This is a genomic window from Streptomyces sp. NPDC045899, from assembly GCF_056431485.1.
The window spans coordinates 430,269-454,646 of sequence record NZ_JBWKKP010000004.1 but is presented as its reverse complement, the minus strand read 5'-3'; the positions used below and the strand labels follow the sequence as shown (position 1 = coordinate 454,646).

The following is a 24,378-nucleotide window of genomic DNA, read 5'->3' as shown; positions in this document are numbered from 1 at the left end:
GGACAGATTCTGTCCACATATCTACGCTGCGAAGAGGTTAAGCGGACATGATCTGTCCGCTTACGGGGGTCGATCACCGTCCGTCCTACGGATCCCGGCCCCGTCCGTCCGTGTGCCGCCGTCCATCCGAAGGGAGCCCGGCCTTGCCTCATCTCGCCGGCAACACCGCAGTGATCACCGGTGGCAGCGAGGGTCTCGGCTACGCCATCGCCGACGCGTTCGCCACGGAGGGCGCCGACCTCGTCCTGATCGCCGGCGACCAGGACGGACTCGACCGGGCCCGGCGGACCCTGTCCGCGCACGGGACCACCGTCCGCACGCTCTGCCTCGACCTGGCCGACCACGGCGCCGCCGATACGGCGGCGGAGCGCGTGCTGGAGCTGACCGACCGGGTGGACACCCTCGTCAACAACGCGGGGACGGCTCATTTCAGCCCGCTCGCCCAGACCTCCGCGGACACCTTCGACACCATGCTCCACCTCAATGTGCGGGTGCCGTTCCTGCTCGCCCAGGCGCTGCTCCCGGCACTCACCGACGGGCGCGGCAGCATCGTCAACATCACCAGCTACTGGGCGGATTCGACAGGCACCGACCGCCCGTCGGCGGCCTACTCCGCCACCCGGGGCGCGATCAACGCGATGACCCGGGCGCTCGCCGGTGAACTGGGCCCGTCCGGGGTCCGGGTCAACGCCATCGCCCCGGGGGCCGTCCACACCACCGGGTACGAGCGCGAGCCGGACGTCCCGATGAGCGAGGAGCAGCGTGCGGAGCACGACCGGCGCACCGCCGACGCCTACCCCCTGGGCCGGATCGGGGCGCCGGGGGAGGTGGCCGCCGCGGCGGCCTTCCTCGCCTCCCCGCAGGCCGGATGGACCACCGGCACCATCATGAACGTGGACGGCGGGCTGGCGGTCCGCTAGACCGCCGGGCCCGCCGCCCGCGGAGTGCCGCCGCGGGACCCGGTCAGGACACGTCGAGCGCGGCGCCGACGATGCTGTCGGCGTCCAGACCGTGGTAGCGGTACACCGACTCCAGGTCGCCGGACTGTCCGAACCGGGTCACCCCGAGGTGGGTGGCGCGCACCTGGTTGACGCCGCTGAGGAACGCCAGGGTGTGCGGATGGCCGTCGAGCACGGTGACCAGGGGTGCCGCCCGGTGCGCGGGGAAGGCCGCGTCCAGGATCCAGCTGTCGCCCTCGCCCCGGCCGGAACGGGCCTGCACGGCGTCGAAGAGCAGCCCGGGGCTGGTCACGCAGATGACGTCGGCGGGGGTGCCCTGGGCCTGGAGCCGCTCGGCCGCGAGCAGCGCCTCGGGCACCACGGCGCCCATCGCGGCGATCGTGACCGCGGGCTGTCCGGCCGAGCGCACCAGCGGATACGCCCCGGCGACGGCCTGGCGGCGACGGCGCTCACGGGCCGCCGGATCGGTGGGCACCGCGGCGAGGCTCTGGTCCACCGGGCGGGTGGAGAGCCGCAGATAGGCAGAGGTGCCGTCGGGCCGTCCGAGCCGGGCCAGCGAGGCCAGCAGCGTCCACTCCACGTCGATCGCGAAGGCGGGCTCGTAGGTGATGCAGCCGGGCTGTTCGAGCCCGACGGACGGGGTGGTCACCGACTGGTGGGCGCCGCCCTCGGGCGCGAGCGTGACCCCGGAGGGCGTGCCGACCAGAATCGACTGCCCGCCCGCGTAGATGCCGAACGACCAGGGCTCCAGGGCCCGTTCCACGAACGGGTCGTAGAGCACCCCGATGGGCAGCAGCGGCTGGCCCCAGCGGCTCCAGGTGGCGCCCAGTTCGGCGAGCAGCCCGACCAGGTTGCCCTCGGCGATGCCGAGTTCGAGGTGCTGCCCGGTGGGGCGCTCGCGCCAGTGCAGGATGGTCTCGGGGTCGTCCTCGAACCAGTCGCGGCGGTCGTCGGCCGCCGACCACACGCCGACCTTGTTGACCCAGCCGCCGAGGTTGGTGGAGGAGCTGACATCGGGGCAGAGCGTCACCACGCGCCGCGCCGCTTCCGGTGCCGCCCGGGTGAGGTCCAGCAGGGCGCGGCCCAGCGCGGCCTGGGTGGTGGCCTTCCCCGACGGGGTGCGGCCGATGTCGGTGGGCAGCTCCGGGACCGGGGTGAGGGAGACCGGTTCGCGCCGCAGCCGGGCGGCCACCCCGGCGCACAGCCGTCCCGCCGCGGAGTCCGGGGCGAAGCGCCGCCACGGATCGTCGAGCGACATGCCGACCCGCTGCCCGAGCTCGGCCATCTGGTCGGCCGACAGCAGGGAGGAGTGGTTCTGCGGATGGCCCTCGCTGGCCAGCCCGTTCCCCTTCACCGTGTACGCGAAGATCACGGTGGGCCGGGTGTCGTCGATGGCGCCCAGCGCCTCGTCGAGCGCACGCAGATCGTGTCCGCCGAGGTTGCGGATGGCGGCGTGCAGGGTGGCGTCCTCCAGCGGCTCCAGCAGGGCGCGCAGGGCCGCGGCGTCGGGGCCGTCGCCGGGCAGCCGGGTCCGCAGCTGCTCCGGGGTGCAGCGCAGCAGCCGCTGGTACTCGGGGTTGGTCATCTCGTCGATCCGCCGCCGCAGGGCGTCCCCGCCGGGCCGGGCGAACAGCTCGCGCAGCAGCCGCCCGTACTTGACGGTGAGCACCTGCCAGCCCGCGGCCTCGAACATCCCCTGCAACCGCTTGGCGCCGATGTCGGGCACCACGCGGTCCAGCGACTGCCGGTTCACATCGACGATCCAGCAGATCTCGCCCAGCTCGCCGACCATCGGGTCGAGGATCGCCTCCCAGCAGGCGCCCTCGTCCAGCTCCGCGTCCCCGACCAGCGAGTACTGCCGTCCGGTGCCCGCGCCGCCCGCGACCGAGTCGGTGTAGCGGCGGGCCAGCGCGCCCCAGATCGGCGCGGTGGCGCCGATGCCCACCGAACCCGTGGAGTAGTCGACGGGGTCGGGGTCCTTGGACCGTGAGGGGTAGCTCTGCAGACCGCCGAACTCCCGCAGCGTGGTCAGATACCGCTCGTCCAGCTCCCCGAGCAGGTAGTTGATCGCGTGCAGCACCGGAGAGGCGTGCGGCTTCACCGACACCCGGTCCCCCGCGCGCAGCCGGTCGAACCACAGCGCCGTCATGATCGTCGTCATCGACGCGGATGACGCCTGGTGCCCGCCCACCTTCAGCCCGGTGGGGTTGGGCCGCACCCGGTTGGCGTGGTCGATGATCGCGGTGGCCAGCCAGAGCACCCGCTGCTCCACCTCGTGCAGCAGCGCGTCCCGCGCCGCGAGCGCGTCCGGGACCCCGGGCGTTCTCGCGCTGGTCTTCGTGGTCATGAGGGTCGGTCTCCTCGGCGTTCGGGCCCGTCGTGGTGGGACGGCGTGTTCGTCAGGCGCGGTCTGGTGGGAATGCGCCTCGGTCGTGCGCGTCCTGGTGGGACGCGTCGTGGCCAGCGGATTCGGAGATCACCAGCGAGACGTAGTCTCCGTTCCGCCCGCGCGCTCCGCAAGGGCTGCCGGGTCCCGATCGCCCCTCGCGGCCCGCGCCGCACCGCCCCACGTCGGAGGTACATGTGCGGCGGTCCGGCACGCCCGAAGACCGGACCCGGAGCCGGACGGGGCCGCGAACGTGGGTCAGTCCTGGTAGAGGGCGGAGAGACGGGGCAGCCGGCGCTGCCTCTCCTCGTCGTCCTCGACATCGAAATCCCCGTCCGGGTCGGCGTACTCGACGGTGAACGTGTCGGAGGGCAGCTCCGCACCGGTGGCCGCCCGGTGGGCGTCCCACGGGATGCGCAGGGCCGCCTCGCACTCCAGCTCCCGGCCGTCCTCGCTCGCGGCGCGGACGGCCGGGAGGCCGGCGAGGGCGTCGGGGTCGGCCACGACGCGCTCGAACACCTCGCGGCCCTGGAGGAGGAGCCAGCCGCGGAAGTAGTCGAAACCGTCGTCGGAGCAGCCTCCGTTGATGACGTAGGCACCGCCCCAGAGCAGCGAGCGGCAGGAGTCGCCCATGCGGTCCCACAGCACCTGCTCGGTGGCGATGATCTCGGCGGGCGGACGGGTCGCGAGCAGGGTGGCCGCCCGTGCGGCCACCGCCTCGGCGTCCGCCGGGTCCGCCGCCGTGGCGCGGGCTTCGTCGATCAGCTTCCAGAACTCTTCGCGGTCCATGGCGGCCAACATGGCATCCACCTCCGACAGTGCGCGGCCGGGGGCGCGTCCGTCCCGGTGGGAGGGGTGGCGTAGCCTCGCATGCGCCCATCGCCCCGCGCGGAAGAGGAACGCCGATGTACGCCGTCTGGCTGCTGCTCGCAGTCGTCTCCGGTGGGCTGATCGCCGTACAGTCCCGTCTCAACGGTGAGTTGGCGCACGGGACGCACGACCCCTACGCCGCGGCGCTCATCTCCTTCGGCTCCGGGCTGGTGGTGATGTCCGCCGGGCTGCTCATCGCGGGTGCGCGGCGGGCGGGGCGGCGGGACGCACCGGACGGGCCGGGACGTACGGGGCCGGCCGCCGTCGTCCGGGCGGTGCGTGAGCACCGGCTGAAGTGGTGGCAGGTGCTCGGCGGCTGCGGTGGCGCGCTGCTGGTGCTCTCGCAGTCCCTGACGGTCACCACGCTCGGGGTGGCCCTGTTCACCGTGGCCGTGGTGGCCGGACAGACCGCCGCCGGGCTGGTCTTCGACCGCAAGGGGCTCGGGCCCGCGGGGCCACAGCCGCTGACCGCGCCCCGGATCATCGGGTCGGTACTGGTCCTCGCGGCGGTCGGGGTGTCCACGGCCGGCAAACTGGACGCGGACTTCCCGCTCCGGATGCTCGCGCTGCCCCTGGTGGCCGGGGCCTGTGTGAGCTGGCAGCAGGCGGTCAACGGCCATGTGCGGGTCGCCACCGGCTCGGCCCCGACCGCGACCTTCACCAACTTCGCGGTCGGCGCCACCGTCCTGGTCACGGTGTTCGGTGTGCACGCGCTCGCGGTCCACCCGCCGCGCACCCTCGCCCCGGACTGGTACGTGTACTGCGGCGGACCGGTCGGGATCGTGTTCATCGGGATCGCCATCGCGGCCGTCCACCACCTGGGGGTGCTCATCCTCGGTCTGGCCACCATCACGGGCCAGCTCCTGGGCTCGCTCGCGCTGAACACGGCCTTCCCCCGGGAGGGGGCCGAGGTGACCCCCTCGACCTTCGCGGGGATCGCCGTGGCGCTCGTGGCGATCGCGATCGCCGCCCTGCCCCGGCGGGGCAGCGGCTCACGGACGGTGGCCGGCGGCACGCCGCGGACCGGCGGATCCGGCACCCCCAGCGGGACGGACGCCCGCCCCGCACCATCGCAGGCGTCCGACCACGCCCGCTGTCCTCGCTGACCCTCCGCGCCACCCCGACCGCGGTGTCCGATGTCCTCCGGCGCGCTCCTCGCGGCATGGCGCACCGTGGGAGGATGACGCATGAGGACGGCAGGTACGGGACAGCGTGGGGCCGGTGACACCCGACGCACCCCTGTGCGGTGCGAACTCCCCGGTCAGGTCCGTCGCGACACCATGAACGCGATGTCCGAATCCCGCCAGCATCCGGTGTCCGTTTTCCGCAGACTGGACAGCGATCAGGACACTTCACAGGAAAGCGAACGAAACCATGACGGTCTACACCACGTTCGACAGCCCTCTGGGTGAACTGCTGTTGGCGGGCGAGGAGTCGGCGACCGCTCCGGGCGGTGTCGCGCTGACCTCCCTCTCGGTGCCGGAGCAGCAGGGCGGGGCGACGGTCGGCGACGGCTGGCGGCGCGATGACGCGGCGTTCGCCGCCATCACGGACCAGCTGCGGGCGTACTTCGCGGGGCGGCGCACCCGGTTCGACATCGAGTTCACATCCGCCGGCACCCCGTTCCAGCAGCGGGTCTGGCAGGCGCTCGAGGAGATCCCGTACGGCACGACCCTCAGCTACGGCGCGCTCGCCGAGCGGGCCGGGGCGTCGCGCGCCGCCGTGCGCGCGGTCGGTACGGCGATCGGCCGCAATCCACTGCTGGTCGTACGCCCGTGCCACCGGGTCATCGGGGCGGACGGTTCGCTGAGCGGGTACGCGGGCGGCCCGGACCGCAAGCGCAGTCTGCTGCGGCTCGAGGGCATCGTGGACCCGGCATGATCACCGAGAACACCGCCGCCAGGGCGCGCCGCGCCCTGGACTCGGCCGACTGGCGGGCCCTGGCCGGGGAGCTGGACGGCCACGGCTGCGCGCTCACCCCGAAGCTGCTCACCCCCGCGGAGTGCCGCTCCCTGGCGGGGCTCTACGACCAGGAGGCGCGGTTCCGCTCCACGGTCGACATGGCCCGGCACCGCTTCGGCTCCGGCCAGTACCGCTACTTCAGCCATGAACTCCCCGATCCGGTGGCGGAGTTGCGCGCCGCCTTCTATCCCCATCTGCTGGCCATCGCACGCGACTGGGCGGACCGGCTGGGGCGCCCCGCGCCCTGGCCGGACACCCTGGAGGCGTGGCTCACCATGTGCCACGCGGCCGGGCAGGGCCGGTCGGCCCAGATCCTGCTGCGCTACGGTGCGGGCGACTGGAACGCGCTCCACCGCGATGTGTTCGGAGAGATGGTGTTCCCGCTCCAGGTCGTCATCGGGCTCGACGAGCACGGCAGCGACTACACCGGCGGGGAGTTCCTGCTGGTGGAGCAGCGCCCCCGGGCGCAGTCGCGCGGCACGGTCACCGTACTGGAGCAGGGCCACGGCCTGATCTTCACCACCCGCGACCGTCCGGTGCGCTCGGCCCGTGGCTGGTCCGCCGGGGCGATGCGGCACGGGGTGAGCACCGTGCGCTCCGGCCGCCGCCACGCCCTGGGCCTGGTGTTCCATGACGCCTGACGATCCCGGACACCGCCATGGCCACCGCACCGGGCCCCGGCCGCGGATACACCCTGCTGGACGCCGGCGGCCGGCCGTTCCGGTCCGCGGCGCCGGGCACCCTGGGCGGCCATCGGCGGAGCAGGCTGTACGGACGGCTGGACTGCCCCTCGGCACTGCGGGCGCTTGCCCGCGGGGACTACCGCCGGCACCGGGTGTTCTTCGCGGACGAGACCACCGCACGCGCGGCCGGGTACCGGCCGTGCGCGGTGTGTCTCCCCGCGCGATACGCCCACTGGAAAGCGAACCGGGAGACCACACCACCGTGACGCACCCACCCCGGCACACCGCCGGCCGGCCCCTCCCACCGCTGCTCGACGAGGACGAGGAGCGGGCGTACGGCCCGCTGCCGGACCCCGCACCACACACCCCCGCCGAGCTCACCGCCGTCATCGGCCTGGTGGCCGCGTCGGCGCCCCGCACCGGGACGGTGGCCGTCGGCCACGGCCGGGACACCGCCTCACGCGCCGCGGCCACGGCGTTCGCCACCGCCTGGCAGGAGCGGGGCGGACACGTCGTCGCGGTGGTGGACTGGCCCGAGACCGCCGCGTCCTGGCTGCGCCCGGCCCGTCGGCTGACCGCACCGGCGCCGGACGCCTGGGTGGTGGCCGCCGCACCGCTGGGCTGGGTCCGGATGAGCCGCCGGCTGCGGTACAGCACCGACTGGGATCCGGCGCGCACCGTGGCGTTCGCCTCGCTGCGGGATTCCCGCCTCCCGGCGCTGGCCGGGCCGCGGACACTGGACGGGCTGCGCGGTGCCACCACCGACGGTGGCACCTGGGAGGTCCACCGCCGCTGGGTCACCTCCCTCCCGGCTCCGGAGGGCGGTGCCCCCCGGTGGACGCGCTGATCCCCCGGCCCCGGCTGCGCGTGGCCCCCGGCGCCGTCCACGTGCCCGGCTGGCTCGGCCTCGACGCGCAGCGCCGCCTGGTCACGGCCTGCCGGGCCTGGGCCACCGGTCCGGTGCCGATCCGCCGCACCCGGCTGCCGAACGGCGGGGTGATGTCCGTGCGCACGGTGTGCGTGGGCTGGCACTGGAAGCCGTACGCCTACACCCGGACCGCGGACGACGTGAACGGCGCGCGGGTGGCCGCGTTCCCGGACTGGATGGTGGACCTGGGCCGCCGTGCCCTGGTCGAGGCGTACGAGGACGAGCGGGCCGGGGACGGCTACACCCCCGACACGGCGCTCATCAACTTCTATGACGCGGCGGCGAAGCTGGGGATGCACCAGGACAAGGACGAGCGGTCCGACGCACCGGTGGTGTCCCTCACCGTCGGCGACAGCTGTGTGTTCCGCTTCGGCAACACCGAGACCCGCACCAAGCCCTACACGGATCTCGAACTCGCCTCGGGAGACCTGTTCGTCTTCGGCGGCGCCTCGCGCCACGCCTTTCACGGGGTGCCCAGGATCCTGCCCGGCACCGGCGATCCGGCGACCGGACTGACGGCGGGGCGGCTGAACATCACGATGCGGGTGACGGGCCTGACGGATCCGCCCTGACGCCCCCGGCCGCCGAACGCTATGAGGCGGCCAGCCGGCGCGCCCGGCGCAGCCCCGCCGTGACGTCCGCGAGGGTGGCGCAGTCCTCCACCGCGCCGCCCGCGGGCAGCGCCAGGTCCGCCGGGGGACGGCGGGTGGCGACGGCGTCGGCCAGGTCGGACAGACCGGTCCGCAGCCGCTCGGCCAGTTCCGGGTCCGGGGCCGCGGCGCCCTGGTCCAGCCGGACCCCGCAGGCCGTCGCGGTGTCCACGATCTCCTCCAGCGCGGAGACCACCGGGGCCCACACCGCCAGGTCCCGTCCGAAGGGCGGGTGTTCGGCGCCGGCCACCGCCACGGCGCGACGGGCGTCGGCCAGCGCCCGGTACGCCTCGCGGCGCAGCCGCAGCCGTTCCGCGTAGGGGGCGTCGGCGGCGAGTACCCGGTCGAGGTGGTCGCGAGTGGCGCGGACGGCGAGCGAGAGCCGGACGGACACCTGGGCGCGGGGCCCGCCGAGCCCCGGCAGGACCCCGGCGGCCAGCACCACCGCGCAGGCCAGCAGGGTGTCCATCAGCCGGGTGTACCCCGGGTCGGTGTCCCCGCCGAGGTAGACCAGGGAGAGCAGCAGGGGGGTGAGCACGGCGGTCTGCAGCGCGAAGTGGCGTACGGAGACCGGGATCAGCGCGGAGCAGAGCGCGGCCACGGCGACCGGCCACACCCCGGGCTCCCCGGCCACCGGGGTGAGGAGGGCGGTGAGCGCCCCGAAGACGGCCACACCCACCGCGGTGCCCAGGGACCGTGAGACGGCCCGGGAGAAGAGCGGGCCCATATCCGGTTTGACGAGGAAGGCGGCGGTGGCGGGCAGCCAGTACCAGTGGTCGCCGGGGAGTTCGCGGGCCAGCGCGGTGCTCACCCCGACGCAGAGCGCCACCCGGGCCGCGTACTCGCGCCCCGCGGCACCGGACGCACGGCGCAGCCGCTGCCGCGGGCCAGGGCCCACGGGGCCGACGGCGGGCGCCGGTTCGCCGTCGAAGACCCGGGCGGCGAGCAGGACGGCGCGGTGCACGGCCACCTTGCCCGCGGTGTCGGGGACGGGCGCGGGCAGCGGGCCGGGCGGCCGTCCGGTGCGGATCGAACGGGCGAGCCGGGCGGGGGTGCGCGCCAGGTGGTCGGGCAGGGGCGCGTTCTCCCACAGCAGGGTGAGGGCCGCCTCGCTGAGCGCTCCGGCCACCGCGAGGCGGTCACGCAGTCCGCGTTCCCGGGTGTCCGGCCGGTACAGCGGCAGCCGGTGGGCGTAGAGCGCTTCATAGGCGGTGTCGTACGCGGTGGTCAGACGGCGTCGTGCCGGACGGCCGCCCTCGGTGCCGACCCTCGCCATCAGGTCGGCGAGGGCGTCGTAGACGGCGGCCACGGCCTCGTCCGCGTCGGAGCGGACGGCCGGGCGGCGCCGGAGCGGCCGGGCCGACCAGGGCAGCAGGGCCGCCATGGTGAGCACCCAGGCGGCGCCGGTGAGGATCAGCCCGGCGCGTGCGGCCGGGGTCTCCGGCAGCGGCATCCCGGCGCCGACGACGCACAGCACCATCAACTGCACCCCGGCGGACGAGCAGACGGGGCCGACGGCGCTGAGCGCGCCCGAGACCAGCCCGACGGCGGCGAGCGCGCCCGCGATCGCGGCGCCGAGGCCGAGGGTGCCCAGCCAGGCGCCGATGAGCATCCCGACGGCTCCCGCGAGGGCGGGCAGTCCGATGCGGACGATCCGGGTGGCGCGGGTCGCCGGGCGGTCGTTGATGTGGGCGAACATCGCGCCGAGCCCCACGGTGACCCCGGCGGAGGTGTGTCCCGAGGCGACTCCGGCGGCCACTGCGGGGCCGACGCCGAGCGCCCCGCGCAGGACGGCACCCCAGGGCACGGGGGCTCCGGTCCCCCACACCCCGCGCAGGGGATGGGCCAGCCAGTCGGGCGGAGCGGGGCGAACGCGCAAGGGTCCTCCGTGGTGCGGGTGGTGCGGGTACCGCTGGGGTACGGCCGACGCCGGGCCCTGCGTCGGAATCCGGGTCGGGTGGATATCAGGCCAGGTCTCCTCGACCGTAAGGGAGTCATGCGGAACTTCCGTAACCTGTGTATTTCCGCCATGTGAGATGTGGGTGATCGCCGGGCGTCCGGCAGGGGGCACGCGCCGGGACGGGGAGGGGCGCGGGGCGGCCGGTCAGCAGGGGATGCACGGCGCACGATCGCCTCGAACGCGGCAATGACAGAACCCGATCACCCAGTGCCTCACCACGCACATGCCACGCTCATATGTGTCCGAAGCGTGGCCATCTTTAGACGGAGCGTGTTGTGTTCCGCCCCCGGACCCAACTAGCCTCCGTAGCCGCCGTGTTACCGAACGCACGTTTAGTACCCCTTCGGTACACGCGTTGAGCAACTGCTCCAGGCCCTGCACCGGCAACGGAGGAGAGATGACCGACACCCTCACGGACACGGCGAGCGGCACCGGCCGGGAACCGGGCTACCCGATCGACAGGAGCCCGCGCTGCCCCTTCTCCCCGGCCGCCGGGCTGCGCGAGTTACAGGCCACGGCACCGCTGCGGAAGGTCCGGCTGTGGGACGGCAGCGGCGCCTGGCTCGTCACCCGGTACGCGGAACTGCGCACCCTGGCCGCGGACCCCCGGATCAGCAGCGACATCCTGCGCCCCGGCTATCCGCACGTGAGCCTCGGCAGTCTGGAGCGGGCCCGCCGCCAGACGTCCTTCATCGTGATGGACGACCCCGCCCACGCCCGGCTGCGCCGACTGGTGACCGCGCCGTTCACGGTCAGGCGGATCCAGGCGCTGCGCCCCGCCGTCCAGGATCTGGTGGACGAGCTGATCGACACCATGCTGGCCGGTCCCTCCCCCACCGACCTGGTACGGGAGTTCGCGTTGCCGCTGCCGTCCCTGGTCATCTGCCGGCTGCTCGGCGTCCCCTACGCCGACCACACGTTCTTCCAGCGCCACAGCACCGCGCTGCTCAACCGCGACTCCGCGGAGCGGGCCACCGAGGCCCAGCGCATCCTGACGGACTACCTGGACGGCCTGGTCGCCGAGAAGCTGGTCCGCCCCGCCGACGATCTGCTCTCCGTGCTGGCCACCGAGCAGGTCGCGCCCGGTCTGCTCGAGCGGCGGGACCTGACCGCCATCGCCATGCTGCTGCTGGTCGCGGGACACGAGACCACCGCCAACATGATCGCGCTGGGCACGCTCGCCCTGCTCCGCCACCCCGATCAGCTCGACGCGCTGCGCGCCACCGACGATCCGGCGCGCATCGCGGGCGCGGTCGAGGAACTGCTGCGCCACCTCACCATCGTGCAGACCGGACTGCGCCGGGTGGCCCTGGCGGACATCGAGATCGCCGGCCAGGTGATCCGCGCGGGCGAGGCGGTCATCCTGGCCATCGACGCGGCCAACCACGACGCGACGGCGTTCACCGAACCCGACCGCCTCGACCTCGGCCGCGACGCCCGCCGCCACGTGGCCTTCGGCTACGGCGTCCACCAGTGTCTGGGCCAGCAGCTGGCCCGGATGGAGCTCCAGGTCGTCTACAGCACGCTCTACCGGCGCGTCCCCACACTGCGCCTGGCCGCCGACCCGGCCGGACTCCCCTACAAGCACGACTCCATCGTCTACGGGGTCCATGAACTTCCCGTCGCGTGGTGAGGGCGGATCCTCCGCCCCCACCACCGCCGCTCCGGCGACCCCCACCCCCCATCGAGGAGAAGACAGCCCTATGCGGGTGACCTTGCACCAGGACAAATGCGTGGCCTCCGGCCAATGCGTACTCGCCGCGCAGGAGGTGTTCGACCAGCGCGACGAGGACGGTGTCGCGGTCCTGCTGGACGACAACCCGCCCGCCGGAGCGCATGACGACGTCCGGCACGCCGCCGCCGTCTGCCCCGCCCTCGCCATCACCCTGGCAGAGTCGTGAACACCACCCGCGACGTGGTCATCGTGGGAGCCTCCGTGGCCGGGCTCACCACGGCCGTGACCCTCCGCACCCTCGGCTACGACGGCCGTCTCACCCTCATCGGGGACGAGCCGCACACCCCGTACGACCGGCCCCCGCTGTCCAAGCAGATCCTGGCGGGCACCTGGGAACCGGACCGGATCAGACTGCGCACCGACGAGGAACTGGCCGCACTGGACGCCGAGTTGCTGTTCGGCAGGTCCGCCACCGGACTGGACGTCGCCGCCGGGCGGGTGCTGCTGGACGGCGGCGACAGCGTGCCCTACGGCTCGCTCGTCATCGCCACCGGGGTGAACCCCTGCCGGCTGCCCGGTGTCGAACTGGCGGGGGTGCATCTGCTGCGCACCCTCGACGACGCCCTCGCCCTGCGCGCCGCGATGCTGCGCGGTCCCAGGGTGGCCGTGGTCGGGGCAGGTTTCCTCGGCGCCGAAGCGGCGGCGGCCGCGCGTGGGATGGGGCTGGAGGTCACGCTGATCGACCCCCGGCCGGTGCCCATGCGGCGCCAGTTCGGCGACCGCGTCGGCGCGCTGGTCGGAGAGCTCCACCAGGACCACGGGGTGTCCGTGCGCTGCGGCACCGGGGTGAACCAGTTCCTGGAGACCGACGGCCGGGTGACCGGGCTCGAGCTGACCGACGGCGTCAAACTCGACGCCGACCTGGTCGTGGTCGCGGTCGGCGCCGCCCCCGCCACCGGCTGGCTGCGGGAGTCCGGACTGCTGCTCACCAACGGCGTGGAGTGTGACGCCACCTGCCGGGCCGCCCCGGGCGTCTACGCCGCCGGGGACGTGGCCTCCTGGCACAACAGCCACTTCGACGCCCCGATGCGGCTGGAACACCGGCTGAACGCCACCGAGCAGGCGCAGGCCGTCGCCCGCAACGTACTCGGCGCGGAGCTGCCGTTCGCTCCGGTGCCGTACTTCTGGACCGACCAGTACGACGCCCGGATCCAGGCGTACGGGATCTTCCCCGCCGACGCGGACCTCGCCGTGCTCCACGGCGAACTGGCCGGCCGCCGCTTCGTCGCCGCCTATGGTCACCGGGGCCGGGTGGTCGGGGTGCTCGGCTGGAACTGCCCGCGCGAGCTGCGCACACTGCGCCAGTTGGTGGTCGAGCGGGCGCCCTGGTCATCGATCGGGGCGCAGGAGTGTCTGACCGCCGCCTGGTGAGGACCCGCTGAGGACCGCACCGGACACCTGCCGCTGACACGCCCGGGCCCCGGGGCCGACGCTCCCGGGGCCCGGGCCGACACCTCGCGGCAAGTCGCCGGTGACCACGGCGTCAGGTCTCGGTCATGCGCCGGGGTGAGGCTGGCCCGATGCTCGTCCGTCGCATTCCCGTCCCAGGCGTCACCGTCGCCCCGCACCACTGCCGGCTGCTCGGGCTCACCGGCTCGGTGGCGCTGGCACTGGGGGGAGCGACGGCGGGGGCGCTGCCGGTGGCGGACGCCCTCACCCCCGACTCCGGCAGAGCGGCCCTCGGCCTGGTCAGCACCTACTTCGGACTGGTCCTGCTGATCGCGGCCTGGTGGTGGCTGGGCCGGGCGGTGCGCGGACCGCGGCCGCCCGGCACCCGGAGCCTGCTGCTCACCCTGGCCGTCTGGGCGGCGCCACTGCTGCCCGCTCCCCCGCTGTTCAGCCGGGACGTGTACAGCTATCTCGCCCAGGGCGCGATGGTGCACGCGCGGATCGACGTCTACGTCCACGGTCCGATCCGGCTGGGCGGACCGCTCGCGGCCGAGGTGGCACCGGTGTGGCAGCACACCCCGACCCCGTACGGCCCGGTGTCCCTGGTGTTCGAGACCGCGGCCGCGCACGCGGCGCGTGCCGAACCGTCCCTCGGAGTGCTGGGGCTACGGCTGGTCGCACTGCTCGGAGTGGCCCTGATGGCGCTCGCACTGCCGGTGCTCGCCCGGCGCTGCGGCACCGACCCCGCCGGAGCACTGTGGTTCGGGGCACTCAACCCGCTGTCGCTGCTGCACCTGGTGGGCGGTGCGCACAACGACGCCGTGATGCTGGGGCTGCTGGGTGCCGGGCTGGTGGCCGCGACAGGCCGGTGGCCCGCGTGCGGCGCGGTACTGGTCACCCTCGCCGCCCTGGTCAAGGCACCCGCCGCGCTGGGGCTGCTGGCGGTGGCCACGCTCTGGGCGCACCGGGTGGAGGGCCGCGCGCACCGGGTGGGCGCCGTGCTGACCACCGCCGCGCTGGCGCTCGCCACCACGGGCGCTGCCACGGCCGTGACCGGCACCGGATACGGCTGGATCAGCGCGCTCGGCACCCCGGCGTCACCCGGCAACTGGGCGCTGACCAGCGCCCTCGGACACGCCACCAGGGCCCTGCTGGAGGCGGCGGGCAGCGGTCTGGCACCACTGGCCACCCCGGTGTGGCACGGGCTCGGGCTGCTGGCCACCGCCGTGGCCGTGGTGGTGGTCTGGCTGCGTCCGCCCCGTCGGCCCCTGTACGCGCTGGGGCTGAGCCTGACGGCGGTGGCCCTGCTCGGCCCGGCGCTGCGGCCCTGGTACGTGCTGTGGGGGCTGTTCCTCCTCGCGGCGGCGGCGCCGGGTGGTGCGGTGCGACGGGCAGTGGCGGCGGGCAGCGGGGTGCTGGCCCTGGCCGTGCTGCCGAGTGGGTTCGCCCCGGACACCCGGCAGTTGACCTGTGCGGTGGGTGGCGGGGTGGTGGCACTCCTCGTGCTGTGGGCCGTCCGGCACATTCCGGGACCGGCCACCGGGGCCGCCCTGTCATCCGCGTCCGGCGGCCGGCACCCGGAGCGTCCGCGGTGAGCGGGCCGCGTACCCCGCGCGGTCGGCTGCTGGTGGCGGCCGGTCTGGTGGCGGCGGTGGCGCTGTTCCTGGGCAGGGTCCCGCTGCACCGGCACTGGTTCGACCTCCAGGTGTACTACGGGGCCGTCGGCCACTGGCTGCGGGACGGCCACATCTACGCGTTCACCACCCCCGGGGCGGACGGCGCGGACTACGGTTTCACCTATCCGCCGTTCGCCGCCCTGTGCATGCTGCCGATGACGCTGATGAGCTGGCCCGGGGCGGTCACGATCAGCACGGCGCTCAATGTGGCCGCCTCGGCCGCCGTGCTGGGCTGGCTGGTCGGCCCCCTGGTGCGCAGGCACGGCTGGACCCCCTGGTTCGCGTTCACCGTGGCGGCCTGTCTGTTCGCGCTGCTGGAGCCGGTGCGGGACACCTTCAGCTTCGGCCAGGTCAATCTGCTGCTGCTGGTCCTGGTGCTCGGTGACGCGTGGCTGCTGTCCTCCGGGCGCGGCCGGTACGCCGGGTACGGCACCGGTCTGGCCGCGGCCGTCAAACTCACCCCGGCGATCTTCATCGTCTATCTCGCGGTGACCCGGCGGTGGCGTGCCGCCGCCACCGCCGCGGCCACCGCGGTGGCCGCCACGCTGCTGGCCGCGTGGGTGGCTCCGGGCGCCTCACGGGAGTACTGGACCGAGGCGCTGTGGGACACCGACCGCGTCGGTGTCCTCGCCTACGTCTCCAACCAGTCCTGGGAAGGGGTGCTGGCCCGCCTCGTCGACCCGCTCCCGCCGAGCGGGACGGCGTGGGGGCTCGGGGTGCTCGCCGTACTGTCCGTCTGGGCGCACCGGGTGCGCGGCGCGGCGGCCGCCGGGGACGAGACGGCCGGGTACGCGCTGACCGGGGTGGCCGCGTGTCTGATCAGCCCGGTCACCTGGGTGCACCATCTGGTGTGGCTGGTCCCGGCGTTGGCGGTACTCGCCGGGTCCGGCTTGCGGCCCGGAGCGTCCCCGGCCCGCCGCCGGGTGCTGCTGCGGACGGCCGGGGTGGTCCATGTGCTGCTGTGCAGCAGTCTGGTGTGGCTGTGGCGGTTCGACACCGCGGGGGTGGACGGCTTCCTCGGCGGCAACGCCTATGTGTGGATCTGTGTGGGGCTGTTGGTCGCCCTTCCGCTGCGCCGGGCGGACCCGGATCGGGGTCCGCCGGCAGCTGGGGGTACTGCACGGCCGATGACGGGGCAGACGGAGCGATGAGCACGGAACCGGGCCCGGCCCGTATACCGGCAACAGAGATGTCCGGCACGAAGCCGAGAGCGAGGTCGCGGTCCATGTCCCAGACGATGTCGCGGGCGCTGCCCCAGCCACTGCCCCACCCGGTGCCGCAGCAGGCACGCCGTCCGGTGCACCGCAGGCTCCCGGTGCGCCGGATCCTGTGTGTGCTGCCGCTGGCCGCCGTCGCCGTATGGGTGCTCCAGCACCGGTCGCTGATCGGCTCCGGCGCCCGTCAGATGCTGACCGCGAACCCCTGGTGGCTGCTGGTGGCGGTGGCGACGACGGGGTTCGGCTGGGTGGCCGTGTCGTTCGCTCGGCAGGGCGCGGTCCTGGAACGGCTTCCGGCCCGGCGGCTGTTCGCCACGCAGTTCGCGGCGGGCGCCGCCAACCACCTGCTGCCGTCGGGTATCGGCGCGAGTGCGGTCAACATCCGCTTCATGACCGGCTGCGGGCTGACCGCCGCCCGCTCCTCGGCGGCGCTGGCGCTGTACTTCCTCGCGGAGGGGGTGACCCGGGTCGGTCTGCTGGCCGTGCTCTTCCTGGCCTTCCCCGAGGCGCTGCGGCTGGGCCCGGTGCTGCCGGACCGGTCCGGTTCGCTGGTGGTGGCGGCGGTGGCGGCCGGGGTGGTCCTCCTGCTGGTGGGCGTGGCGCTGATCCGCCCGGTGCGCAGGCTCGCGCGGACGTTCCTGGGTACCGCGCTGTCGAACGCCCGGGCGGTGCACCGGCGGCCCTCCCGGGCGCTGGCCCTGTGGGGCGGTTCGCTGGCCTTTCCGCTGCTCCAGGCGTCGGGGCTGGTGGCGGTGGCCCTCGCGCTGGAGCTGGAGGTGCGGCCGCCGCATGTGCTGCTCGCGTATCTGGCCGCCACGGCGGTGGCCTCTCTGATCCCCTCCCCCGGTGGTATCGGCTCCGTCGAGGCCGCGCTGGTCCTCGCGCTGGTCGCGGCGGGTGCGCAGATCGAGGCCGCCACCTCCGCCGTACTGGCCTACCGCTTCATCACGGTGTGGCTGCCACTGGTGCCGGGGGCGCTGGTGCTGGCCGCCCTGGTCCGCGCGAAGATCGTCTGACGGGGCGGTTCAGTTGCCGGGGTGGTGCAGCAGCATCTGCACGGCGGGGCCGAGGACCCGGCGGTCGCGCAGGGTGAGTTCGACACCGCCGAATCCGGCCCCGGTCGCCTCGGTCACCAGCCGCTCGGGCCTGATGCCGAGGACGTGACGGTGGACCGTGAGCACCATCCGCCCGCCGGGGCGCAGCACCCGCAGCAGTTCGCGGAACCCGGCCGGACGGTCCCAGAGCATGACGTTGTTGACGGACAGCACGGCGTCGACCGTGGCGTCGGCGCATCCGGTGTGCTCCGCGGCGCCGTCGCGGACCTCCAGCGTGCCCGCCGCGATCTGCGCGGCGCACCGCCGGATCGCCGCCCGGCGCATCGTGGCGGAGGGGTCCACGGCGATGACCCGGCCGTCCGGCTGAACGGCGGCCACCGCCGCCGGCAGTCCGACGCCCGGTCCGGGTCCCACGACCAGGACGCGTTCACCGGGGCACAGCGCGGCCCGGTCCACGGCCCAGCGCTCCTGCGAGCCGTTGAGGCGCGCCATCACCGCACCGCCGACGGTGCCCGCGGGGCCGCGCGGACGGCCGAAGGCGGCGTCCAGCAGCCCGTGGGCCGTCTCCGGCGGGTGCGCCGGACGCCTGCCGGAGGGATTGCCCGGGGACATGTGCGGCCTCCTCGCCTGAGTCGACACGGCCTAGCCGTGCCGGAGGGTCAGCACGTCGTACGGGCCGTCATGGGCGACCCCGATGTGCGTGCCGAACCGGGCGCCGACCCGGTCCAGGGTGTCACCGAGCCACCGCGCGTCCCGGCGGGTGGCGTGGCGCAGCCGCATCCGCCGGGACTGGAGGGGCACCATGCGCAGGTCGAGCAGTTCTCCGCTGCCGGCGGCCACCCGCACCAGGTGGAGCAGTCGCAGATCGTCCCGGTACCGCTCGTAGCCGGCGATGCCCTCGTAGTCGTCGATGAGGTCCCCGCAGCCGTGGAGGATCAGCCGGCCGCGGTACACCTCGGCCGGGCGGGGGTGGTGGGAGGAGTGGCCGTGGACGAGGTCGACCCCGCCGTCGATCAGCGCGTGGGCGAAGCGGATCTGGTCCGCGGGGACGTCGTACCCCCAGTTGCCGCCCCAGTGGACCGAGGCGACCGCGATGTCGCCGGGCCGTTTGACCTGGCGCACCCGGTCCGTGATCGCGGCGGCCCCGGCGTCCGTCAGCTCGGGCACGAGGTCGACCCCGGCGCGGTCGTCGGTGGCGGCCCAGCGGTACGGAATGCCGCTGGAGGGTGTCCCGAAGGCGAAGACCAGGACCCGCCGGTCCTCCTCCACCGGGACGACGGCCGGGCGCCGGGCGGCGGTGACGTCACGTCCCGCTCCGGCCACCCGGAGTCCGGCCCCGGCGAGGGCGTCGAGGGTGTCCTCCAGACCGTGTGTGCCGCGGTCCAGGACGTGGTTGTTGGCCAGTACGCAGACATCGGGGCGGGCCGCGGCCAGACACGGGAGGTTGGCGGGGTTCATACGGTAGTGGAGCTCCTTGCCGGGGGCGTCCTCACCACCGGCCGTGACGCTGGTCTCCAGGTTCACCACACGGACGTCGGGCGCGGCCTCGTCCAGCACCGCGAGGGCGTCGCCCCAGGGCCAGGTGAAGTCGACCGGGCGCGGAATCGGGCCGTTCCGCCGCTCGGCCAGCCCGACGTAGGCGCGGGAGTCCCGGATGTACGGCTCCCGCAGCTCCGGGGCACCGGGGTGCGGCAGGATCTGGTCGACGCCGCGGGCGAGCATCACATCGCCGCAGAGGAAGAGCGTCAACGTGTCGCCGTCCATGGGTTCAACGTAACTCCTCGGCCCCCCGGACGCCCGTCGCCCGGCGGAGCGGCCCGCCGGGGACGGTGCCCGCGCGACGCGATGACCAGGTGTCCTCACGGCGCAATGGCCAAGGGTTTACTGAGCCTTTCCCGCCGTTTCTCCTCCGACCCGTTGTGTCGGACGGCCCATGCGGAACAGACTGCCCCGGTTGCTTGCACCACCTCGTACGACACAGGGAGACCTGACCGACATGACCTCCATCGACCGTCGCAGATTCATGCAACTGGCCGGTACCAGCACGGCCATGTCCCTGCTGTCCAACAGCATCGCCCGCGCCGCCTCGATTCCGGCGAACCGTCGCACCGGAAGTCTGCGCGACATCGAGCACATCGTGGTGCTGATGCAGGAAAATCGTTCTTTCGATCACTACTTCGGAACCCTGCGCGGCGTGCGCGGGTTCGGCGATCCGCATCCGGTGCGGCTGCCCAGCGGCAAGCCGGTGTGGCACCAGTCGGACGGCAGCAAGGAGGTCCTCCCGTTCCGGCCCGAGGTGAACGACCTGGGGCTCCAGTTCCTCCAGGACCTCCCGCACGGCTGGCCGGACGGCCACGCCGCCTTCAACAAGGGCAACTACGACAAGTGGGTGCCCGTGAAGTCCGCCACCACCATGGCGTACCTCACCCGTGACGACATCCCGTTCCACTACGCGCTGGCCGACGCGTTCACCGTCTGCGACGCGTACCACTGCTCGTTCATCGGGTCCACCGACCCCAACCGCTATTACATGTACACCGGTTACACCGGCAATGACGGCAAGGGCGGCGGGCCGGTCCTGGACAACGCCGAGCTCGGCTACGGCTGGACCACCTACCCCGAACGCCTGGAGAAGGCCGGGGTCTCCTGGCGGATCTACCAGGACATCGGCGACGGACTGGACGCCGACGGCGGCTGGGGCTGGATCGACGACGCCTACCGCGGCAACTACGGTGACAACTCACTGCTGTTCTTCAACCAGTACCGCAACGCCAAGCCCGGCGACCCGCTGTACGACAAGGCCCGTACCGGCACCGACGTCAAGAACGGCGACGGTCTCTTCGACAACCTGCGGGCCGACGTCCAGAACGGCAAGCTGCCCCAGATCTCCTGGATCGCGGCGCCCGAGGCCTTCACCGAGCACCCCAACTGGCCCGCCAACTACGGCGCCTGGTACATCGCGCAGGTGCTGGACGCGCTGACCTCCGACCCCGAGGTCTGGAGCAAGACCGCGCTGTTCATCACCTATGACGAGAACGACGGCTTCTTCGACCACGTGGTGCCGGCCTACCCGGCCGCCGAGGGCCACGGCGCCTCGACCGTGGACACCACCGAGGACCTGTATCCCGGTTCCTCGTCCCAGCCCGCCGGCCCCTACGGACTGGGCCAGCGGGTGCCGATGCTGGTGGTGTCGCCGTGGAGCACCGGTGGCTTTGTGTGCTCCCAGACCCTGGACCACACCTCGATCATCCGGTTCATGGAACGGCGCTTCGGGGTCGAGGAGCCCAACATCTCGCCCTGGCGGCGTGCGGTGTGCGGCGATCTGACGACGGCCTTCGACTTCGCGCACACCGACACCAAGGTCCCGTCGCTGCCGGACACCGACGCCTACCAGCCGCCGGACAACGAGCGGCACCCGGACTACGTGCCCACGCCCCCGGCCAAGGGCTCCCTGCCCCGTCAGGAATCCGGTCTGCGCCGCTCCCGGCCGCTGCCGTACGACCTGTGCGCCGACGCCACCGTCGCCGACGGCCGGCTGCGGCTGGACTTCACCAACCGCGGCAAGGGCGGCGCCCACTTCCACATCACCTCCGCCGACCACCCGGACGGGCCGTGGGGCTACACCGTCGAGGCCGGCAAGCACCTCTCCGGCACCTGGCAGGCCGCCGAGGGCAAGGACACCTACGACGTCCAGGTGCACGGGCCGGGCGGTTTCGTGCGCCATCTCACCGGACGCCTCACCGGCCGCGGCCCGGAGGTGACCGCCCGGCACGACCGGACGACCGGCGACGTCGAGCTCACCCTGACCAACGAGGGCGACAAGACCGTGCGGCTGACCGTCACCGACGGCTACCACCACCAGAAGAACGCCACCTACCGGCTGCGGCCGGGCGGACGGGCGGTGCACACCGTGGACACCCGGCGCAGCCGCCACTGGTACGACGTGTCGGTGGCCTCCGACGGGGACAGCGGTTATCTGCGACGGCTGTCCGGCCGTGTGGAGACGGGCCGCACCGGGAGCAGCGACCCCGCGCTCTCCGCGGACTGACCCGGGCGCCCGGCGCACTCCCGCGCGCGTCCGCCCGGCGGTTTCCGCCGGGCGGACTCGTGTGCGTACGGGGGACGTTCACTCCAGACTGAAACACAGCGCGTCGTCGCCGTGCCCCGGTACGGCCTCCGCCCGGAACGTGATACGGAGGTGAGGGAAGCAGGCGGGGAGACACGGGGGCGCTGTGCTACGCATTCACTTCACCGGTCAGGATCTCGGACTCACCCGCGTGGCCGCGGGCCCGGTCGCCATGTGGGAGACCATGCTGAGCCTGCACAGTCTCCGCCAGCAGAACCAGGGGCTGGTCCCCGCGCGGTGGCGGCGGTCGGTCGGCCCCAAACTCCCCCGTTCGACCGCCCTGTTGACCGCCCTGGTGCCAACGAGGGGCTATTTTCCGGACTTTCTCACTCCGGCGGACCCGCTGTACAGCGTGGAGGAGGGGCTCGAGGCGGTGCTGAGCACCCCCCGGGCCCGGCTGCGGCGCGATCTCTCGCTGCTGGCCGACGGGCGGCGGCTGCCCCCGTGGACGCGTTCGCTGGCCGACGGCGAACCGGATGCCCTGGCCCTGCTCGGACGTGCCGTCCAGGCGTACCACGAGGTCGCCATCGCCCCGTACTGGGACCGCATCCGGGCCCAGGTCGACCACGAGCGGTTACGGCTGTCCACGCCGATGCTGGGCGGCGGCACCGAGGCACTGCTGGCCGCGCTGCCGCCGTGCCTGCGCTGGCGCCGGCCGGTGCTGGAGGCGGACTACCCCGTCGACCGCGATCTGCGGCTCGACGGCCGCGGACTGCTGCTCATCCCCTCGTTCTTCTGCTGGCGCACCAGCATCACCCTGCTGCACCACGACCGCACACCGGTGCTGGTGTACCCGGTACAGCAGCGGCTGCTCGAGGAGGGTCCGGAGACCCAGGGCCGCACCTCGCTGGCCAAATTGCTGGGGCCGACCCGGGCCGCTGTGCTGGAGGCGGCCGAGGGGCGCTGCACGACCGGTGAACTCGCGCAGCGCGCGGGCATCCTCATCTCCTCGGCCAGCCAGCACGCCACCGTCCTGCGCAACGCCGGACTGCTCACCAGTACCCGGGTGTCCAATACGGTGGTGCACTCGCTCACCCCACTCGGCAGCCAGCTGCTGTACCGCGGTTCGGTGCCCCTGACGCTCGCCGAACCGGGGCGCTGAGCGGGCCGCCCCGGCCGTCCGCACCGGCCGCCCCACCGCGGGCACGGTACATTTGACCTCGAACGATGGAGTCGCCGGTGCTCCGTCGCACCACCGTTTCACCGCCGATGTGAGGAGCCCGCCCGTGTCCGGCCACCGATCCATCACCGACACCGAGAAGCTGGTCGCCGCCAAGCTCGGAGGCATTCCGATCCGCCGTGAGCAGATGGCCATGGTGTCCAACATCTACCGGGCCGCGTCGGCGGTGCGGCAGCACCTGGAGAACTCGGTGCTGCGCGGCTGCGATCTGACCTGGACGGCCTTCGTGGTGCTCTGGGTGGTGTGGATCTGGGGCGAATCGGAGACCCGGAACGTGGCGGAGGAGGCGGGCATCTCCAAGGGCACGCTCACCGGTGTGGCCCGCACTCTGGAGTCCCGCGGTCTGATCCGGCGCTCCGGCCACCCCAGCGACGGCCGACTGGTGCTGCTGAGCCTCACCGAGGAGGGCGAGGCGCTGATGCGGCGCGTCTTCCCCGAGTTCAACGAGGAGGAGGCGTTCGTCGCCGGGCAGTTGTCCGACGAGGAGTGCCTGCGCACCGCGGAGGCACTGCGCCAGGTGGTGCTCCAGGTCGAGACGCACGGAGAGGAGCGCAGGCTCACCCTGCTGGACGGCGCCGAACCGGCCCCGCGCCGCAGCGGGCGCCGTCCGAAGGGATGAGCCACCGCCGTTAGCGGCGCTCGCGGGCGGCGCGCACCAGCGCGTCGAACAGACCCTGCTGGGCCGGGTCCCGGTGGGCGGTGTCCTCGGGATGCCACTGGACGGCGGTGAACCAGCCGCGCTCGGTGGGCCGTTCACACCCCTCCACGGTGCCGTCGGCCGCGGTGGCGGTGATCTCGAGCCCGGCCCCCAGGCGGTCCACGCGCTGGTGGTGGTAGCAGGAGACCTCCGTCTTCTCGGTTCCGGTGGCGCGCGCCACGAGCGACCCGGGACGCAGGGCCACCGGATGCGTCAGATGGCGGTGGTCGCGGTCCGGACCGCCCATGTCCTGCTCAAGGGTGCCGCCGAGCGCGGTGTTGACCACCTGGAGCCCCCGGCAGACGGCGAGCAGCGGTTGCCCGGAGTCCAGGGCTCGGCGGGCCAGTTCGAGGTCGAATCCGTCCTGTTCGCCGTCCACGTCGTAGACGCTGGTGTGGGCCGGACCGCCACCGTAGCGGCGGGGGTCCAGATCACCGCCACCGGGCAGCAGCACCCCGTCGAACCGGGCGAGGCGGGCGGCCACCTCGGCGGGGTCGGCGGTGCCGTCCGGTGCGTGGGGGTGGATCGTGACGGGTTCGCCCCCGGCCCGCCAGACCGCCTCGACCAGGGCGCGGGCGTTCACCTCGGCGGCGAAGCGCAGCGCCGAGGTGGTGGCGGAGAAGCGGGCCGGGACGGCGATCAGCGGTCGGGTGCCGGTCACAGCCGGATCCAGGGGCCGGTGTCGAACGCCCGGCGGGCGGCGGCCACCGCCAGGTCCACCTCGTCGGAACCGGCGTCGGCCACCTCGGTCAGCACCGTGCCGTCGCGGGGCGACACCACCGGGAACACGGCTCCCGGCCCGGGCTCGTCCGCCTTGTCGATGTGGTGGTGGACGGGCAGTGCGGCGGGCAGCGCCGGGGCGCGGCGCTGCCACTCCTCATGGCTGAGGTCCGGCATGGTGTCCT

General features: G+C 73.7%; 23 protein-coding genes. 16 read left to right on the top strand and 7 right to left on the bottom strand.

What is annotated here, in order from left to right:
- The first annotated feature begins 143 nt into the window (after nt 1-143).
- The gene (locus tag AC07FT_RS08880) at nt 144-920 is read left to right on the top strand and encodes an SDR family NAD(P)-dependent oxidoreductase (protein WP_479175152.1); all 777 of its coding nucleotides are present in this window, start codon (nt 144-146) and stop codon (nt 918-920) included.
- 43 nt (nt 921-963) lie between these two features.
- Here AC07FT_RS08880 and AC07FT_RS08875 read toward each other — a convergent pair whose 3' ends face one another.
- Nucleotides 964-3,306, bottom strand: a complete 2,343-nt coding sequence (locus AC07FT_RS08875) for a transketolase-like TK C-terminal-containing protein (RefSeq protein ID WP_479175150.1) — start codon at nt 3,304-3,306, stop codon at nt 964-966.
- Nucleotides 3,307-3,603: 297 nt separating this feature from the next.
- Complete coding sequence (locus tag AC07FT_RS08870) at nt 3,604-4,134, bottom strand: DUF4240 domain-containing protein (protein WP_479175148.1); 531 nt, start codon at nt 4,132-4,134, stop codon at nt 3,604-3,606.
- Nucleotides 4,135-4,250: 116 nt separating this feature from the next.
- Here AC07FT_RS08870 and AC07FT_RS08865 point away from each other — a divergent pair, with 116 nt between their 5' ends.
- The 6 genes from AC07FT_RS08865 (at nt 4,251) to AC07FT_RS08840 (ending at nt 8,360) form a co-directional block, all read left to right on the top strand.
- On the top strand, nt 4,251-5,321 hold the full coding sequence (locus AC07FT_RS08865) for a DMT family transporter (RefSeq protein ID WP_479175146.1): 1,071 nt from the start codon (nt 4,251-4,253) through the stop codon (nt 5,319-5,321).
- A 268-nt stretch (nt 5,322-5,589) separates the two neighbouring features.
- On the top strand, nt 5,590-6,096 hold the full coding sequence (locus AC07FT_RS08860; RefSeq protein WP_479175144.1) for a methylated-DNA--[protein]-cysteine S-methyltransferase: 507 nt from the start codon (nt 5,590-5,592) through the stop codon (nt 6,094-6,096).
- Nucleotides 6,093-6,818, top strand: a complete 726-nt coding sequence (locus AC07FT_RS08855; protein ID WP_471198441.1) for a 2OG-Fe(II) oxygenase — start codon at nt 6,093-6,095, stop codon at nt 6,816-6,818. Before AC07FT_RS08860 ends, AC07FT_RS08855 begins: the two co-directional genes overlap by 4 nt.
- Nucleotides 6,819-6,835: 17 nt before the next feature.
- A complete protein-coding gene (locus AC07FT_RS08850; RefSeq protein ID WP_479175142.1) occupies nt 6,836-7,126 on the top strand; it encodes an Ada metal-binding domain-containing protein in 291 nt (96 codons plus the stop codon).
- Nucleotides 7,123-7,707 carry a type 1 periplasmic-binding domain-containing protein gene (locus tag AC07FT_RS08845; protein WP_479175140.1) on the top strand — a complete coding sequence of 195 codons (585 nt, stop codon included), beginning with the start codon at nt 7,123-7,125 and terminating at the stop codon, nt 7,705-7,707. The genes AC07FT_RS08850 and AC07FT_RS08845 overlap by 4 nt, the downstream gene beginning before the upstream one ends.
- Complete coding sequence (locus AC07FT_RS08840) at nt 7,695-8,360, top strand: alpha-ketoglutarate-dependent dioxygenase AlkB family protein (RefSeq protein WP_479175139.1); 666 nt, start codon at nt 7,695-7,697, stop codon at nt 8,358-8,360. The genes AC07FT_RS08845 and AC07FT_RS08840 overlap by 13 nt, the downstream gene beginning before the upstream one ends.
- Nucleotides 8,361-8,379: 19 nt before the next feature.
- Here AC07FT_RS08840 and AC07FT_RS08835 read toward each other — a convergent pair whose 3' ends face one another.
- Complete coding sequence (locus tag AC07FT_RS08835; RefSeq protein ID WP_479175137.1) at nt 8,380-10,317, bottom strand: FUSC family protein; 1,938 nt, start codon at nt 10,315-10,317, stop codon at nt 8,380-8,382.
- A gap of 478 nt (nt 10,318-10,795) precedes the next feature.
- Here AC07FT_RS08835 and AC07FT_RS08830 point away from each other — a divergent pair, with 478 nt between their 5' ends.
- The 6 genes from AC07FT_RS08830 (at nt 10,796) to AC07FT_RS08805 (ending at nt 17,431) form a co-directional block, all read left to right on the top strand.
- On the top strand, nt 10,796-12,031 hold the full coding sequence (locus tag AC07FT_RS08830; RefSeq protein ID WP_479175135.1) for a cytochrome P450: 1,236 nt from the start codon (nt 10,796-10,798) through the stop codon (nt 12,029-12,031).
- A 70-nt stretch (nt 12,032-12,101) separates the two neighbouring features.
- A complete protein-coding gene (locus AC07FT_RS08825; protein ID WP_471198459.1) occupies nt 12,102-12,299 on the top strand; it encodes a ferredoxin in 198 nt (65 codons plus the stop codon).
- Nucleotides 12,296-13,504 carry an NAD(P)/FAD-dependent oxidoreductase gene (locus AC07FT_RS08820; RefSeq protein WP_471198462.1) on the top strand — a complete coding sequence of 403 codons (1,209 nt, stop codon included), beginning with the start codon at nt 12,296-12,298 and terminating at the stop codon, nt 13,502-13,504. The genes AC07FT_RS08825 and AC07FT_RS08820 overlap by 4 nt, the downstream gene beginning before the upstream one ends.
- A 149-nt stretch (nt 13,505-13,653) precedes the next feature.
- Nucleotides 13,654-15,117, top strand: coding sequence for a polyprenol phosphomannose-dependent alpha 1,6 mannosyltransferase MptB (gene mptB / locus AC07FT_RS08815; RefSeq protein ID WP_479175133.1), 1,464 nt, complete (start codon nt 13,654-13,656; stop codon nt 15,115-15,117).
- Nucleotides 15,114-16,349: a glycosyltransferase 87 family protein gene (locus AC07FT_RS08810; RefSeq protein ID WP_479175131.1), complete on the top strand. Its 1,236-nt coding sequence runs from the start codon at nt 15,114-15,116 to the stop codon at nt 16,347-16,349. The genes mptB and AC07FT_RS08810 overlap by 4 nt, the downstream gene beginning before the upstream one ends.
- 74 nt (nt 16,350-16,423) lie before the next feature.
- On the top strand, nt 16,424-17,431 hold the full coding sequence (locus tag AC07FT_RS08805; RefSeq protein ID WP_479175129.1) for a lysylphosphatidylglycerol synthase transmembrane domain-containing protein: 1,008 nt from the start codon (nt 16,424-16,426) through the stop codon (nt 17,429-17,431).
- Between the two features lie 9 nt (nt 17,432-17,440).
- Here the strand turns inward: AC07FT_RS08805 and AC07FT_RS08800 are convergent, their stop codons facing one another.
- Both AC07FT_RS08800 and AC07FT_RS08795 read right to left on the bottom strand, forming a co-directional pair.
- A complete protein-coding gene (locus AC07FT_RS08800; RefSeq protein ID WP_479175127.1) occupies nt 17,441-18,082 on the bottom strand; it encodes a class I SAM-dependent methyltransferase in 642 nt (213 codons plus the stop codon).
- A 30-nt stretch (nt 18,083-18,112) separates the two neighbouring features.
- Nucleotides 18,113-19,234: a CapA family protein gene (locus AC07FT_RS08795; RefSeq protein WP_479175126.1), complete on the bottom strand. Its 1,122-nt coding sequence runs from the start codon at nt 19,232-19,234 to the stop codon at nt 18,113-18,115.
- Between the two features lie 232 nt (nt 19,235-19,466).
- On the opposite strand from AC07FT_RS08795, the gene AC07FT_RS08790 reads away from it, so the two are divergent.
- The 3 genes from AC07FT_RS08790 to AC07FT_RS08780 all read left to right on the top strand — a co-directional run bounded on the left by AC07FT_RS08790 (nt 19,467) and on the right by AC07FT_RS08780 (nt 23,395).
- A complete protein-coding gene (locus AC07FT_RS08790) occupies nt 19,467-21,518 on the top strand; it encodes a phosphocholine-specific phospholipase C (protein WP_479175124.1) in 2,052 nt (683 codons plus the stop codon).
- Nucleotides 21,519-21,702: 184 nt separating this feature from the next.
- Nucleotides 21,703-22,698 (top strand): ArsR/SmtB family transcription factor, encoded by a 996-nt coding sequence (locus tag AC07FT_RS08785; RefSeq protein ID WP_471198481.1) that lies wholly within the window; start codon nt 21,703-21,705, stop codon nt 22,696-22,698.
- A gap of 124 nt (nt 22,699-22,822) precedes the next feature.
- Nucleotides 22,823-23,395, top strand: coding sequence for a MarR family winged helix-turn-helix transcriptional regulator (locus AC07FT_RS08780; RefSeq protein ID WP_471198484.1), 573 nt, complete (start codon nt 22,823-22,825; stop codon nt 23,393-23,395).
- 10 nt (nt 23,396-23,405) lie between these two features.
- On the opposite strand, the gene AC07FT_RS08775 is transcribed toward AC07FT_RS08780, so the two are convergent.
- Nucleotides 23,406-24,134 carry a gamma-glutamyl-gamma-aminobutyrate hydrolase family protein gene (locus AC07FT_RS08775; protein WP_479175121.1) on the bottom strand — a complete coding sequence of 243 codons (729 nt, stop codon included), beginning with the start codon at nt 24,132-24,134 and terminating at the stop codon, nt 23,406-23,408.
- Nucleotides 24,131-24,370 carry a hypothetical protein gene (locus AC07FT_RS08770; protein ID WP_479175119.1) on the bottom strand — a complete coding sequence of 80 codons (240 nt, stop codon included), beginning with the start codon at nt 24,368-24,370 and terminating at the stop codon, nt 24,131-24,133. The genes AC07FT_RS08775 and AC07FT_RS08770 overlap by 4 nt, the downstream gene beginning before the upstream one ends.
- Between the last annotated feature and the right edge of the window lie 8 nt (nt 24,371-24,378).